The sequence below is a fragment of the Ruminococcus flavefaciens ND2009 genome, from assembly GCF_000621785.1.
GTDB lineage: Bacteria > Bacillota > Clostridia > Oscillospirales > Ruminococcaceae > Ruminococcus > Ruminococcus flavefaciens_C.
In genome coordinates, this window is the sequence record NZ_KK211348.1 from 343,798 (window position 1) to 361,201 (window position 17,404).

Below are 17,404 nucleotides of genomic sequence, written 5' to 3' on the forward strand. Positions count from 1 at the left end.
GTATAAAACAGGTGGACAAACCTATGGTTTGTTGTAAGTATTGCACAAAAGTGCAAAATAAGTGTTTAAAATATTGTGTGCTGCTCGTTTCGTTTTTTCACAAAAAATACATAATCCTATGCTATAATATAATTGCTGAGGGAGAAGATCCCAAAGCTGATTTTCATGGTAGTTTAATGTTTACCCCAACATTAAATTATTAAATCCCCAATAATCCCTATATCATGGCAGATGAGCTTCCTGAAAAGGAGGCTCATTTGTTTTGTACTAAAAATTTTGTTGCATTAGTGCAATCCCTATTGACAAATGTCGAAGCATGGTGTATAATACATTCATGACCTTATCAAGAGCGGCGGAGGTAACAGGACCTGTGAAGCCCGGCAACCCGACCATGAGTCGAAGGTGCTAATTCCTGCGGTTTTATCCGAAAGATGAGGAACTTATCGTTATCAAGGCTTCTCGGAATGAGGAGCCCTTTTTATTTCTCAGGAGGTTTTTTTAATGAGTAAATGCTTTTTCACATCCGAGTCCGTTACAGAAGGACATCCCGATAAGATCTGCGACCAGATCTCAGATGCAGTCCTGGACGCTATCCTCGAACAGGACAAGCTGGGCAGAGTCGCCTGCGAGACCTGCGTTACCACAGGTATGGTAATGTGTATGGGCGAGATCACTACTTCGGCTGATATAGACATTCCAAAGATCGCTCGTCAGGTAATAATCGACATCGGCTATGACAGAGCCAAGTACGGTTTCGACGGTCACACCTGCTCTGTGCTCACTTCCATTGATGAGCAGTCTCCCGACATCGCTATGGGCGTTAACGAGGCTTTCGAGTACAGAGAGGAAAAAAGCGAGTCTGACGGACTTTCCAACGGCGCCGGCGACCAGGGTATCATGTTCGGCTATGCCTGCAATGAGACTCCCGAGCTCATGCCCCTTCCTATCTCTCTGGCTCACAAGCTTGCTCTCAAGCTGACAGAGGTCCGCAAGGACGGCACTCTCCGTTATCTCCGTCCCGACGGAAAGTCACAGGTCACTATTGAGTACGATAACGGCAAGCCCGTAAGAGTAGACGCTGTTGTTGTTTCTTCTCAGCATTCCGCTGATGTTTCCCTGGAGCAGCTCCGCAAGGACATTGAGGAGTTCGTTATCAAGGCTGTTATCCCTGCCGAGCTCATGGACGAGAACACAAAGTTCTTCATCAACCCCACAGGACGTTTCGTTGTGGGCGGTCCTCAGGGCGACAGCGGTCTTACAGGCCGTAAGATCATCGTTGATACATACGGCGGTTACTCACGTCACGGCGGCGGAGCTTTCAGCGGCAAGGACCCGACGAAGGTGGACAGAAGTGCTGCTTATGCTGCAAGATATATCGCTAAGAACATCGTTGCAGCAGGTCTCGCTGACAAGTGCGAGGTCCAGCTCTCTTACGCTATCGGCGTTGCCAAGCCTATCTCTATCCTTGTTGATACATTCGGTACAGGCAAGGTGGACGAGGAGAAGCTCTCTGAGGCTGTTGGCAAGGTATTTGACCTCCGTCCTACTGCTATCATCGAGATGCTCGACCTGAGAAAGCCCCAGTACAGACAGCTGGCTGCATACGGTCACATGGGCCGTGAGGAGCTGGGCGTTGCCTGGGAGAAGACTGACAGAGTCGAGGCTCTCAAGGCTGCGCTTGCATAAGGAGTGACGTTTATGGCTGAGCAGGAGAACAGGATAAGGATACGTTTCACTAATCCCGTATTTATAGATATTTTCGGCAGATATGCTTCAAATCATGAGCTTGCCGGGATAGTCGCCGAGGACGGCTCCGCCGACCTTGATTTTGCCTTGCAGGAGGGGGCTCCACAGCCGCCTAAGTCCTGCGAGCAGGTGCTCAGTCTTTTGTATGCGCTTCTTGAAACGGATACGCAGTCGGCTGTAGGCAGGATATACAGGGATAATCAGCTCAATATCCTTCGGGAGACCATGTACAGGCTCTCTGAGATGCTGGAAGGGTTCAGCGACGTCAGACTGACTATGGATATTACTGCTCCCGATAAGAACGATCCAGATAAAAAGGTGACCTCACATACGGAGTTCACTCTCACCAGGACTAAGACTTCTCATACCGACCGCGGCTGAGCGGTGACATAAAAACAAAGCCATAGTGTTTCCGTATTCCGGAAGTGCTATGGCTTTTTTGCTGTATCTATTGGTTGTGTATGTGATACTTGTTTTATCCCACAGAAGGGGGGCTTGTACGGTAGCCGCTGAGGGGAGACACATTCAGCTCGGGGACAAGCCCGCTCTCGCGGAGCGAAATCGACTCATCGTCGCCTACTATGATGTGATCCGCAAGTACGGCACCGAGTTTTGACAGTGCCCGTGCTGCGTTGCGGGTGAAGAGTATATCGCTGTCAGAGGGCTGCGCACTGCCCTGCGGATGATTATGGGCGATGAAGAATATGCCGCAGTCGCTTTTTATGGCGAAGTCCGCTATGTCCCTGTATGTAGCCATTGCCCGCGATGCCGTTCCGTAGGCAAGTACCTTCGTGCTGACTGCGCGGAACCGCTTGTTCACCGAGGTCATTATCAGCTGCTCGCCCACAGCTCCGATAAAATGACTGGCAAAGAAGGTCATGGCGGCTTCTGCGCTGTTGAGGGTGCGCACAGCAAAGCGCTCCATGTAAAGGGCACGGCTAACACTGGGTATAAGCCGCAGCAGTACTGCGGTCTGCTCGTTTATGCGGGGATCCTTCATGAGCAGCGTGGAGTCTGCACGGGTAAGGGCATTGACGCTGCCGTAGTCTCTCAGCAGGTCAGATGCTAACTGCCCGACATCTCCGCGGCAGCTGTAGGACAGCAGAAGCTCAAGGCGCTCCTGCTCGGTAAGTGCTTCAAAGCCTTCTGTTTCGTATTTTTCTATGAGCTGCTCCCTGCGCAGCTTCTTCTTGTCTGCCATGGCTCAGAAGGCGAAGGCGCCGCTTCCGCGCATTGAGAAGCTGCTTCCGCCGCCGCAGATGATACAGTCCGTGAAGCCTGTGCCGATGGCGGACAGGAGCTCGCCAACCATGCGGGCAAGAGCTAAGTCCTCGGGACGGGGCAGGGGAAGGTCAGCGCCGTGGTTTATGCCGAGACAGACCGATGCCGCTCCGCTTTTAAGTATGGCTGCTGCCAGCTCACGGGGCGTCATTCCGCCGCCGAGAAGCTTCTCCGCAGGCAGTGTCAATGTGGAGAGAAGCTCGGAACGTGAACTGAGACAGAGCAGGTTGCAGACCTTTGCCTCTGAGCTGCCGAACTGCTCCGTCAGACAGCTGCAAAGCTGAGCGCGCTTGGAAAGGGTCTCATTGCTGTGGGAAATGCGCATATTGCTTATGCCGAGATCGTGCATGAGCTTCAGGAAAAGGGCTCCGCTTCGTCCCACGCCGCTTACCTTGCTGAGACTTTCTTCGTCGGCGGACACCGTCTTGCCCAGTGTGCCGAATTCATCAAGAAGACTGTGGGCTATGTCGTTAGTATTCACTACTGGACGGGCATAAAAAAGAAGGAGCTCCAGAAGCTCGTGCTCGTAGAGTCCCTCATGGCCAGAGGTAAGAAATCGCTTGCGCAGTCTGCCGCGATGGCCTGCGTGTGGATGCTTGTTTTCCATTAAAACCCCCCTTTTTTGAATGGAAAATGCCTGTATATGGTTCAGGGACTGCGGCGTTTGTTCAGCTCCCTGACGTTGGTGCGCCCCAGGATATAGTCCACGGAGACGCCGTAAAAATCTGCGAGTATCATCAGATGCTCCACGGGAATAGTCCTGCTGCCTCTTTCGTACCGTGAGTATACGGTCTGGCTGGTGTGCAGAATCTCCGCCACCTGTGACTGGTTCATGTCCTTGTCCTCGCGAAGGTCTCTCAGTCGCTGAAAGTACATATTATAAGCTCCGATCATGTCTGAAATCCGACAGTTTTAGAACCTATCGGTACTATTGACTTTACCATATCAGAACTGTGAAATGTTGGTTTTAGTGCCTTACGGTACTAAAATTTGTTCTCTTTGTGACCGTGAACTTGGCTTTTATGTAAAATAGTCTTGTTGTAAGGAGATTATTTGCGGCAGACAGTGTGGAAAATGCAGGAAAAGTTCATAATTATGCTTCAAAACTGCATATTAGACATATTGACTTAATGTTGGCGGCGTGTTATAATTAAAATACACAAATTGTACATATTTTGTACGGAATTGGAGGAGTTTTATGAAGATCAGAAAACTGCTTGGCGGACTGACCTCCCTCGCTCTCTCGCTTTCGGCTGTAGCAGGTCTGGGCGCGGCAGAGCAGATACGTCCCGTATCGGCGAGTGCGGCTCAGTCTGACTGGAACTTTGACTTCGGCGGAAGCGGAGCTGCTAACGGATTCACCGCTGTATCAGCTGCAGACGGCTATAATTCGGGAAGGGGATACGGCTTCGCTCAGACATGGAATGTTGAAAATGTAAGTGCCGGCGGAAGCGGCGTTCTGGCTGATGCCGTCAAATTCAACGACGGAAGTGCGTCCAACACCTTTAACGTCGACCTACCAAAGGGTTTATATCAGGTAAAGGTAACTATCGGCAATGCGCCAAGAACTACTATCAAAATGGAAGGTATGCTCCAGATGATAAATCTGACGGGCAGGGGGGCTTCCGAGACCATCAAGATACCCGTTACCGACGGTCAGCTCAATATCCAGGCTGTTGAGGGTATGTCCAAGAGAGAGCAGTCCATCTCCGCGGTGGAGATAAAGAAGCTCAATGACACAGGCGAAATGCCGCCTACTGTATGGATATGCGGCGATTCTACCGTTGCCAACTACTATAATACTGCCGATACTGCTCAGCACGGCTGGGGTCAGTTCTTCGACGGCGGAAAGTATGATGTCCGCAATCTGGCTGCAAGCGGTCAGTACGCAAAGGGCTTCGTGGACGCCGGTCAGTTCGCTCCCATTGAGTATTACGGCAAGTCGGGAGACGTTTACGTGATCTCTATCGGTATCAACGATATCAATTACTCCAACGAGACGGAGTACTACAACACTGTCACCGATATGGTAAAAAAAGCCAAGGCCAAGGGCATGGACGTTGTACTCGTGAAGCAGCAGGGCAGACGCGGCGATCTTACCCGTAATCCTAAGCTGCCCGGACGCTGGTTCGGCGGTGCCCTTGACAAGATCGGCTCTGAGCAGAGCGTCAGAGTCATAGACCTGTTTACAAAATGGCAGGATTTCGGCTTCTCAGTGGGCTATGACGGTATGCTTTCCTACTACGCTACAAAGGCTGACGGTACGGCAGATGACCTCCACCAGAGCAAGAAGGGCGCTCAGAAGATAGCTGAGATGATGCAGGAGGAACTGGCACTGGGAAGTGCTTTCATCCACCCCAATGAGTCTGTGACCTATATGTTCAAAAACGTCAACAGCGGTCTCTATATGGAAGTCGCCGACGGAAGCACTGCAAGCGGTGCAAATGTTCAGCAGTGGGGAGCAGACGGCTCTCAGCCCCATAATACCTGGAAATTCGTTCAGGCTACCGGTGATTATTTCTACATAAAGCCCCAGAATGCCGACCTGTACCTCTATGTGGAGAACGGAAGCAAGGAAAACGGCGGCAATATCGTTGTTGCCGAGAAAAACGGCTACAGCGACCAGTTCTTCAGGATAAGGGACAACGGCGACGGCACTGTTACCTTCCTCACAAGAGCTTCACGCGATGCGGCGGCTGTTGAGGTGGGAAGCGCTGCTACCAACAACGGCGCCAATATCCAGCAGTGGGAGGTAAACGGTCATAACTGCCAGAAGTGGCAGATGATAGAGGTGGACGACATTGTCATTACTGTTCCCACAACTACCACTACAACTACAACACAGCCTGTCATCACTACCACGACCACTACGGCTCCGCCTGCCGAGCCTGTGCTGAAGGTGTTCCCCGGTGACGCAAACTGCGACGGTAAGGTAGAGCTGGCTGACGCTATACTCATCATGCAGTCCATTGCAAATCCCGATAAGTATGGTCTGAGCGGCTATGATACCAAGCACCTCACTCATCAGGGCTCTCTCAACGGCGACGTGGACAAGAACATCGTGGGTCTTACCTCCAACGACGCTCTGTTCATTCAGAGATGCCTCCTCAATCTGGAGACTCTGCCTCCAAAGGAGTATGAGATACCCGTTACCACAACTACTGCCACAGAGGAGACAACTACCACCACTACCACCACTGTGATGCTCAGGTATTTCGCTGTTGACCAGCAGTGGCAGAACGGTATGACCGAGACCACAAACAGCGGCTATACCAAGGCTGAGGGTTACGTGAACCTGGATAATTCCACAGACAGCAATATCACCTTCACTGTGGACGTTCCTGCGGCAGGAAACTATATGACACATATCCGCTTCGCAAACGGCTCCACCAGCGACAGAAAGATGAAGCTCTTTGTAAACGGCAATGTTGACCGCTGCTGGATGCAGTCCTTCCCCGGAAGCGGTGACTGGACCGACTGGAAGGAGTTCGGTATTGTCCTTCCTCTCAGTGCGGGCAGGAACACTATCCTCATGCAGTCAGCTATGTCAGAGGGCGGTCCCAATCTGGACTTCATCGAGCTCTTTATTACCGATGAGCCCTTTGCCGATTACTATGACCCTTCACAGGAACAGCAGACAGTAAGCGGAAGCCATGCGCTTTATATCGCAGGCGACTCCACTGTGCAGTCCTACCGTGCAGATAAAGCTCCTCAGCAGGGCTGGGGCTACTACTTACAGGATTACTTCAACAGTGACCTCACTGTTGTAAATCACTCCATCGCAGGAAGAAGCTCCAAGAAGTTCTACGATGAGGGCAGATTTGATGCCATTGCCAATAACCTCAAAGAGGGCGACTTCGTTATGATACAGTTCGCTATCAATGATGCAGGCGCTGCAAATGCGGACAGATATGCTCCTACCTGCGGAAATGTCAATAATCCCTCAAGCGGTTCATACGAGTGGTACATGACTCAGTTCATCAACGCCACAAAGGCTAAGGGAGCTACTCCCGTACTGGTGACTACTACGCTCGGTATGAAGGCTTACTCAGGCGGCAAGTTCGTAAACAGCTATACCAACTATAATCAGGCTTGCTTCGACCTTGCCAAGAAGTACAGCATTCCCTGCATCGACCTGAATACCCTTATGGTGAACCATTATAACTCCGTTGGCTATGACACAGCCAAGAGCTACCACCTTATGGGTGCTGTTGCAGGCTCTACCGACGGTACTCACTTCTGCGAGAAGGGCGCCAACATCGTGGCAGGTCTTGTGGCAGGAGAGGTAAGAAAGCAGAACATAAGCGGACTTGCTCCGTACCTCAAGTGAGCTGCCAAACAGTTAAGGACAGTATGATAAAAGCCCGGAAGCGTGAAAAATGCTTCCGGGCTTGTTTTTGTGCTTTTATAACTATTATTCGATAGTGACTTTCTTCATTACCTGAGGTGTTGTGGGCTTGTCGCTGTAGTCTGTTTCGCACTCTGCGATCTCGTCAACTACATCCATGCCCTCTACTACCTTGCCGAATGCAGCATAGTTGCCGTCAAGGTGGGGAGCGTCATCGTGCATGATGAAGAACTGTGAGCCTGCTGAATCGGGCATCATTGAACGAGCCATGGAGAGAACTCCTCTGGTGTGCTTCAGGTCGTTCTTTACGCCGTTTGATGAAAACTCGCCCTTTATTGTCCAGCCGGGACCGCCTGTGCCTGTGCCGTTGGGGCAGCCGCCCTGGATCATAAAGCCCGGGATAACTCTGTGGAATGTGAGTCCGTCATAGAAGCCCTGCTTTACCAGCTTCTCGAAGTTCTCGCATGAGATGGGAGCTATTTCGGGGTAAAGCTCGATCTTTATCTTCTTGCCGTTTTCCATTTCGATGATAACCATGTTTTTTTCCTCCGTTAATTAACGATGATAGTAATGTCTGTTTTGGGCTCGACGTACTCATGTGTGGTCGTCGGCTGTGTCTCAGAAGGTATCTCTTCCTTTTTAGAGTTCTTCTTGTACTCATCCAGTATGGACAGTGTGGTGGTAGGCATATTTGCCTCCTCGGGACTGGTGATGGGGATAGTCTCAACTACGTTGCCCAGAATGTTGGTGACTACTTCATACTCCCTTTCCGTGGTTACAGTCTCTCCTTCAATGAGCTGGGGATCCTCACCGTCTGTGGGGGGAGTATAAGGCTCTGTAATGAGATGAACGTCATTTGTGGGCTGTGTAGCATTGATCTTCGCCTCACGCCTTGCTTCCGTTGCGCTGTCGATACAGGACTTGGTGGCGATCATGATGAGTATGCACACTGCAAAGGCTATGAGCAAGCCTATTATCCTGCCTTTATCCTCCATATTGACCTCCTTCCTCAGCTGTGCTGAAGATAAGTTTACAATATATTATAATCCAATACGGGAAAAAAGTCAAGGGCACTCAGGCGGTCTTTACCAGGTGGAGCTCATAAAGAGTTACGGAGGAGTAGTCCTTTGCGCCGAACATTATGGCGAACTCTGCTGACGGATCGTCGGAATCAACGGTGAATTCGGCTTCAAACGGAGTTTTTTCGCCCTTGGAGGTGAAGGTCTCATCGCAGTAGAGAGTCTTTCCGTCCTTGCTTCTTATCTGTACGGGGAGCTTGCTTCCATCGGGAGCCGTTGCCTTGAAGGTCAGCTTGTAGGTGCCGCCCTTTTTCAGTCCGATGGGGGATACTACCGACTGAACGTCGCTCTGCTCCTTGCCGCCTGTGACTACGTTTACCCAGAAGGACTTGTCAAAGTCGGAGAAGTAGGTGGCTGCATCGGCGCCTGCATCCTTGTTCAGTGACACTTCATACTTTGCGTCGGCTGCCACATCTATGCCTACCTGGTCGGACTCAAGTCCCAGCATGGTGCATATTTTGTCGGAGAGGACTGCTGCTGCCTTCTGATGAGTGATGTAGGACGGGTGCCAGTCTGAGCCCAGACCGTCATTGTTCATGTCCTGCTGTGCAGAGAGATAGCAGCTTATCCTGTCGCCCATGCCCGAGGACTCCCTGAACTGCTTGACTGCCTCCTCGATATAGGGGTACATCTCTGCGCAGCCCATGGTGCCTACGGTGCAGAGGATAGCGGCGTCGGGGTGAGCCTTGTGTATCTTGCCCAGGAGCTCTACATAAGCCTCGGTGAACTCGGGACCGCGGGTCTCGTAGTCCTTGCTGCAATAGGTGTTGTCGTTGGTGCCCAGGTTCACTACCGTAATGTCAACGGGAGTTGTGCTGTGGTCCCAGGGGATATTGTAGGGGGACTTGGCGGCGGCGTTGTCATAATGCTCGCTCATTATTCCGTCGGTGCGCCTTACTCCGTCGGAGGAGTAGGAGGAGACAACTCCGTAGCCGCTGTAGCAGGCTGTGCTGTAGTCTGCGTCCAGCTTCTGCGCGGTCAGATATGCGTAGGACTTCATGAAGTTCTCGGTGGTGGTCTTGAAGCCCTCATACTGGTCCTTGCCCTCTACGCCGTATGCACAGGTTATTGAGTCGCCTACGAACTCGATGTGCAGGGGCTTTTTGCTTGTGGGTGCAATGGGAAGTACTGAGTCCGAGCCCACGGTTATGGTGCTTACTCCCACGGGACCGTTGTTTGCCTCGGAAAGATGTATCACCTTTATGGTGGCGTTGGTGGGAGTATCGGACTCCAGAACCTTTATGACCTTTTCCCTCTCGTCAAGACACTCTATCTTTACGGGCTCGTCATTTACAAGTATGGCATACCTGGGACGGTGGTCCTCGTCATTCTTCTGTGCGCCGTTGCCGTTGAGGGTGACTGATACGGTCTTTGCCCTTGAGACGCTGAACTCTACGGCTGCTCCGCTCTGTACCAGCCATGTGACGTCGTTCAATACTACGTTGCGGTTGATAAATCTCACGTTTTCCTCCGTTGCTTTGACTGTGGTCTCTTTGTAGTCTCCCACAGCGGCGGTGAGACTTTTTCTCATGGCTATCAGGTCGAATACGTCGCAGACATCGTCCTCGTTAAGGTCTGCGCTGCCTGTTTCGGTGGTTCCCAGGAGAAAGCTGCTCAGTGCTTTCAGGTCATCGGGAGCCCATGCCTTTGCTGCGTAAGCCGTTGTGCCTGCGGCTGTAACAGCAAGAGCTGCCATGAGTGATGCTATTCTTTTTTTCATGTTCTCAGCTCCTTAAAAAGAAGTATTATACTACTATTATACACCGTGTTTCGGGGCAAATCAATAACTTTTTGTAAAATAACGAGAAGCAGCTGTACTCAGAGTTGAGCGGTTACAATAGTGAGTTGAGAAGATACAACCTATGGTTGAGATGACAGTGAAGAGATAAAAAAACAGGACGCCCGATGGACGTCCCTACACTGTTATTTCTAAGCGCTATGCACTAACCACTAAGCACTTAAAGCCGTTTATTCAAGGAGTCCCTTTATGCCTTTTTCCTTGAATGCCTGCTTGTAGTACACAAGCTCGTCCTGTATGATGTCGTCGATGACCTTCATGCCCAGAAGCTCTACGGGAGCCTTGTCATCGGTGAGGATATGGTCTCCTGCCTTATAGGGCTCAAGTCCTGTCTTTACTATCCTCATCATGTTCCGCAGGTCCTCCTGTGGGAGAGCGTCGGTGTTGGCGGAGAGCCTGTCAAGGAAGCTGTCGCTGTCAGAGGCGAAAAGCTCCCTGTTGGTGGAGTTCGCCACATCTATGGTGACTACGTTGCCGAATACGGAGGAGATAGTGTCTGCGAGACAGTTGTTTATGCCGTCTGAGCTCTCGGAGCGCATATTCATGTTCACTACCATGACGCCGCCTTCATTGAGGTGCTCCTTCACAAGGGTGAAGAACTCCACGGAGGACATCTGGAAGGGAATGGTTATATCCTGATAGGCATCTACCATGATGACATCGTACTTTTTTTCACAGGCTGCCAGAAAGGCACGTCCGTCATAGGTGGTGACCTTTATTTCCTGCGGAAGCTCGAAATACTCCCTGGCAAGGTCTGTTATCTTATCGTCTATCTCAACGCCCTCGGCTTCAGCTCCGCTGAAATACTTCAGGCACTGCTTGGCGTAGGTGCCTGTGCCCATGCCCAGCACCAGTATATCCGCGGTGTCGGGAGACTCGGTCATAAGGGGAGCTGCCATGGCGTAGTCATAGTACATATCCGAAAGCTCACCTGACTTTACGTAAACGGACTGAACTCCGAAAAGCACGTTTGTGGACAGGTAAGTATTGTCATCATCGTCTTTCACCTGGAGGTAGTTGTATACGGATTCGCCCTCATAGGTGAGTCCCTTTTCCCAGAAGGCAAAGCCCATGGAGGGAGAGGCAAAGCAGCAGACGATGAACAGCACAGATGCTATGGCGGTCTTTGCTGCGCCCCGTTTTGAGCTTATGAAGTAGACCAGTCCTATTATCAGCATTATGCCTGCGAAGATGAGGAAGGTCACGGCTGTTCCCACCGCAGGTATGGAGATGAAGGTGGGGACGAAGGTTCCGATTATGGAGCCGATAGTGTTTGCGGCTCCCAGAGTACCCACTGTTCTTCCGCTGTCGTCAAGGGAGTCCACGGTGTACTTTACAAGTGAGGGAGTTACAGTTCCCAGCAGGAAAAGGGGATAGACGAACACCACCATGCAGGTGATGAAGGCTGCCCATATAAGGAAATTGGTGTTTACGGTGACTACAAGCAGTCCTGCTATGGCGGCGATAGCCAGCTTTCCGATGAAGGGCACCGCTGCTATCCATACTGCCGCAATGAGTATCCTGCCGTAGAGCTTGTCGGGATCGGGGTTCTTGTCGGCGCTCCTGCCGCCGTAGATGTTGCCCAGCGCCATGGCTATCATGATAGTGCCGATGATGATGGTCCAGACTATCTGGGAGGAGCTGAAATAGGGGGCGAGCAGCCTGCTGGCGCCAAGCTCCACTGCCATGACGGACATTCCTGCGAAGAACTCCGTCATGTAGAGGTACCATTTGTTTTTCAGTATTCGGGGAAGGGGCTTCTTTTCAGCCGCCTTTGAGTTTTTGTTTTTCATATTATCTCCTGATGATTTGATTTGTGATACCTGATCGCTGCAGAAAAGATGTACTGCGCCTTTTAAATCAGAGGCATAAGGAAGGACAGCAGAAATGACAGAATGAATATGCCTGCCGCCGAGATAAAGAATGTGTACACGGGGAGCTTCCCCGTATAGATGTTGTGGGGATAACGCGGTGAGATGCCTATTATGCGCCGTTCATTGTAGACAGGACTCTTGTAGCTTGTCATATCCCTGTGGATATAGGTGGTGCCGTTGTACTCGTACTTCCATATGGCGCGGTATCTGGGGCGGTAGTTCTTTCGTCCGAAAATGGTCTGTATGTCCACACATTCCGCATCGACTTTCTCTTTGCAGACCATCTTCTTCAGGATGGTGAACCAGAGGGGATACAGCAGCAGGACAAGGGCACTGATGATCGCAAAGGCGGCGGTCACAGCTACATGACCTTCAAATAGCTCGACGTTTGCCGCTGTTGCAGAGATGAACACTGCGCTGACTGCAAATGTGCCCCACATGATGACTCCGTTGAAGCTGTTGGCGACTGCTCTTGACAATGTCATGACTGCACAGCCTGCCACAGCAAGTACAAGTGAAGTTATGATAGTCTGGTCATTGGCGGTTTTGTCGTATAAATATGCCGATACTGCCAGCAGTACGATACCGATGATAGTGGTAACGACCACCCTTGCATTGGGCACCTGCCACGGGAAGTTCATATCTGCTTCACCGTCTGTGTACCTTATCGCCATTTCCTTACGGGTGTCGTGTTCCGTGTCGGTCTGCTTTTTCTCCCTGAATGCGTAGACCGCAGGGATGGCGGCTGCCATAATAAGTCCGATGACAATCAAGGCGGTCTGGGCATCTCCGCTTAAAAAGAATGCAGTTATTATCAGTACGAAGCCCAGTATCATTGATATCACAGGCAGCTTTGGTACGTCGGGCTGTGCGGGAGTATGCTTCATGCTGTTATTCTCCATGCGCCACAGCGACATATTGTACCACGCCTTCTGGTTGGCGGTAATGTCCGCCTCCTGTATGTATTTTCTTGCTTCTTCAAATCTGCCCTGTGAGGCAAGGTCCATTACTTTTTCAAAGTGTTCGTCCATTGTTATATTACCCCGTTTTTTGCAATGTATAGTGTTATGTTGGTCATAAAGCTGTTTCCCTTATAATTGGTATTCCCCACAGCTCATGCCACAAAGAGAATTATAACACATGGGCGGCTTTTTGTAAAGAGGTATAACCCGGCGTAAGTCCGCATAGGATTTATCGGGAGGAGATATTATGCCAAACGGAAATCTTGATACAGAAAAATACAAGCAGGAGCTCATGAAGCTCTACAGCAGAAGCACCTCCGCTGAGGAAAAACAGGTAACGGAGCCTGTTCCCGGGGAGATAAATGAGACAGATAAAACAGCCGACGATGATACTGTCTATGCCGAGCATACTGAGGAGGACTCAAACGGTGCAGTGGAGGACTACAACAGCCGCTTTCCCGAGCCTGACCTTTCTGAGCTGGACACGGACTTCGGCACCCACTCCAATGAGGACGATGTGCCACCCGAATACGAAAGCGGCGACCTTCTGGGCAGTGAGAGGGGCTATATTCTCGTGAATGTGCGGACGGGAGACGATTCCTCAGCAATTGAGGGCGCGTTCATCGCGGTGACGGCTATTGTGGACGGGAAAAGACTGGTGCTTGCCTCGGGGGTGACAGATAAGAGCGGTGTTTCGCCTAAATTCGCCCTGCCCGTCCCCGACCTTGAGCACTCACAGGAGCCCTCTCCCGAGGAGCGCCCCTATAATCTCTTTGACGTAAGCGTGTCCGCAGAGGGGTTCTTCCGCGCAAGGAGCGTTGATGTGCCTGTGTTCTCGGGAATAACCTCGGTGCAGAACTTCAATCTCATACCCCTGCCGCTCATGATGGACAGCTCCGACGAGACCGTGACCTACTACAACGCGGAGCCAAGCTTCGGCGGCGGAAAGGAGTGACCTATGCTTACAGGTACGCCCTTTATCCCCGAGACTATCACTGTACACCTGGGATTTCCCGACTCTGAGGCTCCCGATGTGACCGTGGGCTTTGCTTCTTATGTCAAGAACGTTGCCTCCAGCGAGATATACCCCACCTGGCCCGAGAGCGCTCTCCGCGCCAATATCTACGCCATTGTTTCCTTTGCGCTGAACCGTATCTATACCGAGTGGTACCGCTCACGGGGGTACAGCTTCGACATCACCGCCACTACTCAGTTCGACCAGAAGTTCATAAACGGGCGGGAGTATTTCGAGAACATAAGCTACCTCGCAGACGAGCTCTTCAATGACTATGTGCGGCGGCAGGGCAGGGTGGAGCCCCTGTTCACCGCCTTCTGCAACGGTACCACTACCACCTGTGCGGGGCTTTCTCAGTGGGGCACCGTGACCCTTGCCAACCGCGGGTATACTCCCTATGAGATATTGCAGTACTACTACGGCGAGGACATCGACATCGTGAAGAACGCTCCCGTTCAGACTGCCATGCCCTCATTCCCGGATACGGAGCTGAAAAACGGCTCCTTCGGCAATGATGTGAAGTACATACAGGTATGGCTCAACCGTATATCGGGAAATTTTCCTGCCATACCAAAGATACCTGCCGCCGACGGCATTTTTGACAGCGCTACCGAGGCGGCGGTCACTAAGTTTCAGCAGGTCTTCGGACTGGAAGTAACGGGTACAGTCAATGCCGCCACCTGGTACAGGATAACCTACATCTACACCAGCGTCAAGCGGCTTGCGGAGCTGGACTCCGAGGGAGTTCGCTTCGAGGAGATCTCACCGCAGTTCGCGGAGGAGCTGCGGATCGGTATGCAGTCCATAGAGGTTAGTATGCTGCAATACTACCTTGCGGTCATCGGCGCCTACTATGAGGCGGTGATACCCGTGGAGATAACGGGTTATTTCGGAGAGCAGACCGAGCGCTCCGTAAAGTCCTTCCAGAGGGTCTTCGGGCTTCCACAGACGGGAGTGGTGGACAGAGCCACAAGGAACGACCTCTACCGCGCCTATGAGGGCATTGCGGAGTCTGTGCCTTCCCGGTATACCGCTGTTGCCCTCTACCCCGGGACTGTTCTCCGCGAGGGGGCAAGAGGGGACTCGGTGAGAACTATCCAGCAGTACCTCACCTATATAAACAGAAGCTATCCCGATATTCCTGCGGTAAGCGACACGGGCTATTTCGGTCCCCTTACAAGGCAGTCCGTCACTGCCTTCCAGCGGCAGTTCGGCATTGACCCATCGGGTATCGTGGGGGCGGTGACCTGGGACAGGATAGCGGGAGTTTACTCCGACCTGCGCTTCGGTTTTGACAAGCGTCCCTATCAGAACCCCGGTTACACAATTAAGTAGGGGACGCCGCCCTCGGCGTCCCGAGCTTGCAGGAAGGAATGAAACCATAATAATTACGCTTTTCGCATTGATAAATGGAGGAATATATGCCATATACAGATGAACAGAGAAAGGGACATATCCGCGAGCTTCAGAAGATGCTCTGCGGTATAGCTATGCTGGGAGGGAAGATACCGCAGGTGCTGCCCGACGGTGTCTACGGAAACGACACCAGGCAGGCGGTGGAGGCTTTTCAGCGTGAGTACGGGCTTCCCGTTACGGGAGACACGGATTCCGACACATGGGACATGATAGCTGAGGTCTACAGAGAGCTCACTGAGGGGGATCCTGCGGCGTATCACGCCTTTCCCTCCAAAGGCTTCACCCTGGACATCGGTGACAGCGGCGAGCTGGTGTACATTATACAGGCAATGCTGTGGAAGGCTGCCGCCTGGTATGACAATATGCCGAAAATAGCTGTAAGCGGAGAATTCGGTGAGGAAACTGCCGCGGCGGTAAGGGTGTTCAGGGGCTGCTGCGGACTTCCCGAAAGTGGCTGCGTGGACTGCACAACATGGAATATGCTGGTGAGGTTCCTGGAATCAAAGACATCTTAGGCAGCTGTTATCCGCCTTATTGATCAGACACAGACTGTTTTTGCGCATAAAAACTATTGACATTATTGAACTATTGTGCTATATTCTGCACATAAGGTCCGTTGACCTTAAATATATTGTAAAGGATGTAGCAAACTATGAAAAACACACTCAAAAAAATCACAGCAGCTGCACTTGCCTTCGTTCTTCTCGGAGCAGGTTCGGTATTCACCAGGACAGTAGCACCAAAGTCTGACAACACACTCGTTGCTTCTGCTGCAAGCTGTAACAACTGCCACGGCGGAAGCTATCATGTTACCTCAAAGTGGGATGTATACCCTATCTGGACAGGCGATTATGTATATTATATATGCGTAGAGACAGTCTACTGCGGTCTATGCGGTAAGACTCTGGAAACTCATGTTTATTGAGCTACAGCTCTGAACAAACTAAAAGGCTCCCCTCATGGCGAGGGGAGCCTTTTGTGTAATGCCGTCATAAAACGGTGATCTGTATGCCCCATGATGAAGTGCGTTTTTGCGGTTTACTCCGCTTTTGGTGCTGTTCACTCCGGTTTTATTGCGGAAAAGGTGAGAGATATGTAGAATAATGACTGTAAGATAAATGCGGCTGATAAGCCGGCAGAAAGCCGCATAAACCATATCTTAATTTTCTATGAAAGGAACACCTTATATGAAAAATATCCTCAAGAGAACAGCAGTTTTCGCAATGGCATTTGCCCTTCTTGGAACAGGTACAGCTGTAACAAAGACTGTACTTCCCAAGTCTGACAACACTCTCTCAGCAAGTGCTGAGCTCAATCATCAGTATAAGTTCTGGAAGTACACAACCTCAATAGAGGGCAACTATGTAGTTGTATGGGCTTGGTACAAGTGCATCAACAATGACGGCGCTGTATACAAGGTTCGTCATGCTTGCTACCACATCTGACAGACCACATATCTGAAAATAAACATTAATAAATGCACATATGAAAAGCTCCCCTTGAAAAAGAGGAGCTTTTTTATTCTTCGTACCTGTCATGATATTTGTCATTATCTTCATCGCTGAAGTGCTCATCGCTGCTGCTGTCTGTGAAAATACTGCTGAGAAGATCATAGAGCCATACTGCAACTACTACGGCGCCGATGATGAAAACAATAGTTCCTACGGTCTCGCCGCCGAATATCAGAATGGCTATTAATATGGGTATTATGATCGGGGAATGTTTCCCTCTTAGAAATTTATAATTCATGATCTTCCTTTTTTTGAATATAAGAGAGTGTATCGTATATCCGTATTATACCGTACCTTCTGCGGTCTGTCAAGCGGTTTTTCACTGCGGTTTTTAGTCATTGACTTTGGCGGAGCTATGTGGTATAATTAAATAA

Annotated in this window: 17 protein-coding genes and 1 riboswitch; of the genes, 8 read left to right on the forward strand and 9 right to left on the reverse strand. The window is 51.0% G+C overall.

Going from position 1 to position 17,404, the window contains the following annotated elements; translation table 11 throughout:
- Nucleotides 1-337: 337 nt before the first annotated feature.
- A riboswitch (SAM riboswitch) is annotated at nt 338-438 on the forward strand.
- A 63-nt stretch (nt 439-501) separates the two neighbouring features.
- Together metK and T488_RS0114375 are read left to right on the forward strand one after the other, a co-directional pair.
- Nucleotides 502-1,686, forward strand: coding sequence for a methionine adenosyltransferase (gene metK / locus T488_RS0114370; RefSeq protein ID WP_028521400.1), 1,185 nt, complete (start codon nt 502-504; stop codon nt 1,684-1,686).
- A gap of 12 nt (nt 1,687-1,698) precedes the next feature.
- The gene (locus T488_RS0114375; RefSeq protein ID WP_028521401.1) at nt 1,699-2,127 is read left to right on the forward strand and encodes a hypothetical protein; all 429 of its coding nucleotides are present in this window, start codon (nt 1,699-1,701) and stop codon (nt 2,125-2,127) included.
- Nucleotides 2,128-2,221: 94 nt separating this feature from the next.
- Here T488_RS0114375 and T488_RS0114380 read toward each other — a convergent pair whose 3' ends face one another.
- Genes T488_RS0114380 through T488_RS0114390 form a run of 3 tightly spaced genes read right to left on the reverse strand, consistent with a single transcriptional unit; the run spans nt 2,222 to nt 3,903 of the window.
- Nucleotides 2,222-2,947 (reverse strand): JAB domain-containing protein, encoded by a 726-nt coding sequence (locus T488_RS0114380; protein WP_028521402.1) that lies wholly within the window; start codon nt 2,945-2,947, stop codon nt 2,222-2,224.
- 3 nt (nt 2,948-2,950) lie between these two features.
- Nucleotides 2,951-3,634, reverse strand: a complete 684-nt coding sequence (locus tag T488_RS19020) for a JAB domain-containing protein (RefSeq protein ID WP_028521403.1) — start codon at nt 3,632-3,634, stop codon at nt 2,951-2,953.
- A gap of 41 nt (nt 3,635-3,675) precedes the next feature.
- Complete coding sequence (locus T488_RS0114390) at nt 3,676-3,903, reverse strand: helix-turn-helix domain-containing protein (protein WP_028521404.1); 228 nt, start codon at nt 3,901-3,903, stop codon at nt 3,676-3,678.
- A 322-nt stretch (nt 3,904-4,225) separates the two neighbouring features.
- On the opposite strand from T488_RS0114390, the gene T488_RS0114395 reads away from it, so the two are divergent.
- The gene (locus T488_RS0114395) at nt 4,226-7,357 is read left to right on the forward strand and encodes a GDSL-type esterase/lipase family protein (protein ID WP_028521405.1); all 3,132 of its coding nucleotides are present in this window, start codon (nt 4,226-4,228) and stop codon (nt 7,355-7,357) included.
- An 84-nt stretch (nt 7,358-7,441) separates the two neighbouring features.
- Here T488_RS0114395 and T488_RS0114400 read toward each other — a convergent pair whose 3' ends face one another.
- From T488_RS0114400 to T488_RS0114420, 5 genes are all read right to left on the reverse strand, one after another.
- Nucleotides 7,442-7,912, reverse strand: a complete 471-nt coding sequence (locus T488_RS0114400; protein ID WP_028521406.1) for a peptidylprolyl isomerase — start codon at nt 7,910-7,912, stop codon at nt 7,442-7,444.
- Between the two features lie 14 nt (nt 7,913-7,926).
- Nucleotides 7,927-8,370, reverse strand: a complete 444-nt coding sequence (locus T488_RS0114405) for a hypothetical protein (protein WP_028521407.1) — start codon at nt 8,368-8,370, stop codon at nt 7,927-7,929.
- 79 nt (nt 8,371-8,449) lie between these two features.
- A complete protein-coding gene (locus T488_RS0114410; protein WP_028521408.1) occupies nt 8,450-10,174 on the reverse strand; it encodes a GDSL-type esterase/lipase family protein in 1,725 nt (574 codons plus the stop codon).
- A gap of 248 nt (nt 10,175-10,422) precedes the next feature.
- Complete coding sequence (locus tag T488_RS0114415; protein ID WP_051536496.1) at nt 10,423-12,045, reverse strand: spermidine synthase; 1,623 nt, start codon at nt 12,043-12,045, stop codon at nt 10,423-10,425.
- Between the two features lie 62 nt (nt 12,046-12,107).
- Entirely contained in the window at nt 12,108-13,157 is a 1,050-nt protein-coding gene (locus tag T488_RS0114420) for a hypothetical protein (RefSeq protein ID WP_028521410.1), read from the reverse strand.
- 178 nt (nt 13,158-13,335) lie between these two features.
- Between T488_RS0114420 and T488_RS18205 the strand changes: the two genes are divergently transcribed.
- The 5 genes from T488_RS18205 (at nt 13,336) to T488_RS0114445 (ending at nt 16,964) form a co-directional block, all read left to right on the forward strand.
- Complete coding sequence (locus T488_RS18205; RefSeq protein WP_051536497.1) at nt 13,336-14,043, forward strand: hypothetical protein; 708 nt, start codon at nt 13,336-13,338, stop codon at nt 14,041-14,043.
- Between the two features lie 3 nt (nt 14,044-14,046).
- On the forward strand, nt 14,047-15,438 hold the full coding sequence (locus T488_RS0114430; RefSeq protein ID WP_028521411.1) for a peptidoglycan-binding protein: 1,392 nt from the start codon (nt 14,047-14,049) through the stop codon (nt 15,436-15,438).
- Nucleotides 15,439-15,524: 86 nt separating this feature from the next.
- Nucleotides 15,525-16,034, forward strand: a complete 510-nt coding sequence (locus T488_RS0114435; protein ID WP_028521412.1) for a peptidoglycan-binding domain-containing protein — start codon at nt 15,525-15,527, stop codon at nt 16,032-16,034.
- Between the two features lie 137 nt (nt 16,035-16,171).
- Nucleotides 16,172-16,444 carry a hypothetical protein gene (locus T488_RS0114440; protein ID WP_028521413.1) on the forward strand — a complete coding sequence of 91 codons (273 nt, stop codon included), beginning with the start codon at nt 16,172-16,174 and terminating at the stop codon, nt 16,442-16,444.
- Between the two features lie 244 nt (nt 16,445-16,688).
- The gene (locus tag T488_RS0114445) at nt 16,689-16,964 is read left to right on the forward strand and encodes a hypothetical protein (RefSeq protein WP_196243333.1); all 276 of its coding nucleotides are present in this window, start codon (nt 16,689-16,691) and stop codon (nt 16,962-16,964) included.
- A gap of 73 nt (nt 16,965-17,037) precedes the next feature.
- On the opposite strand, the gene T488_RS19710 is transcribed toward T488_RS0114445, so the two are convergent.
- Nucleotides 17,038-17,268, reverse strand: a complete 231-nt coding sequence (locus tag T488_RS19710) for a hypothetical protein (protein ID WP_155267231.1) — start codon at nt 17,266-17,268, stop codon at nt 17,038-17,040.
- Between the last annotated feature and the right edge of the window lie 136 nt (nt 17,269-17,404).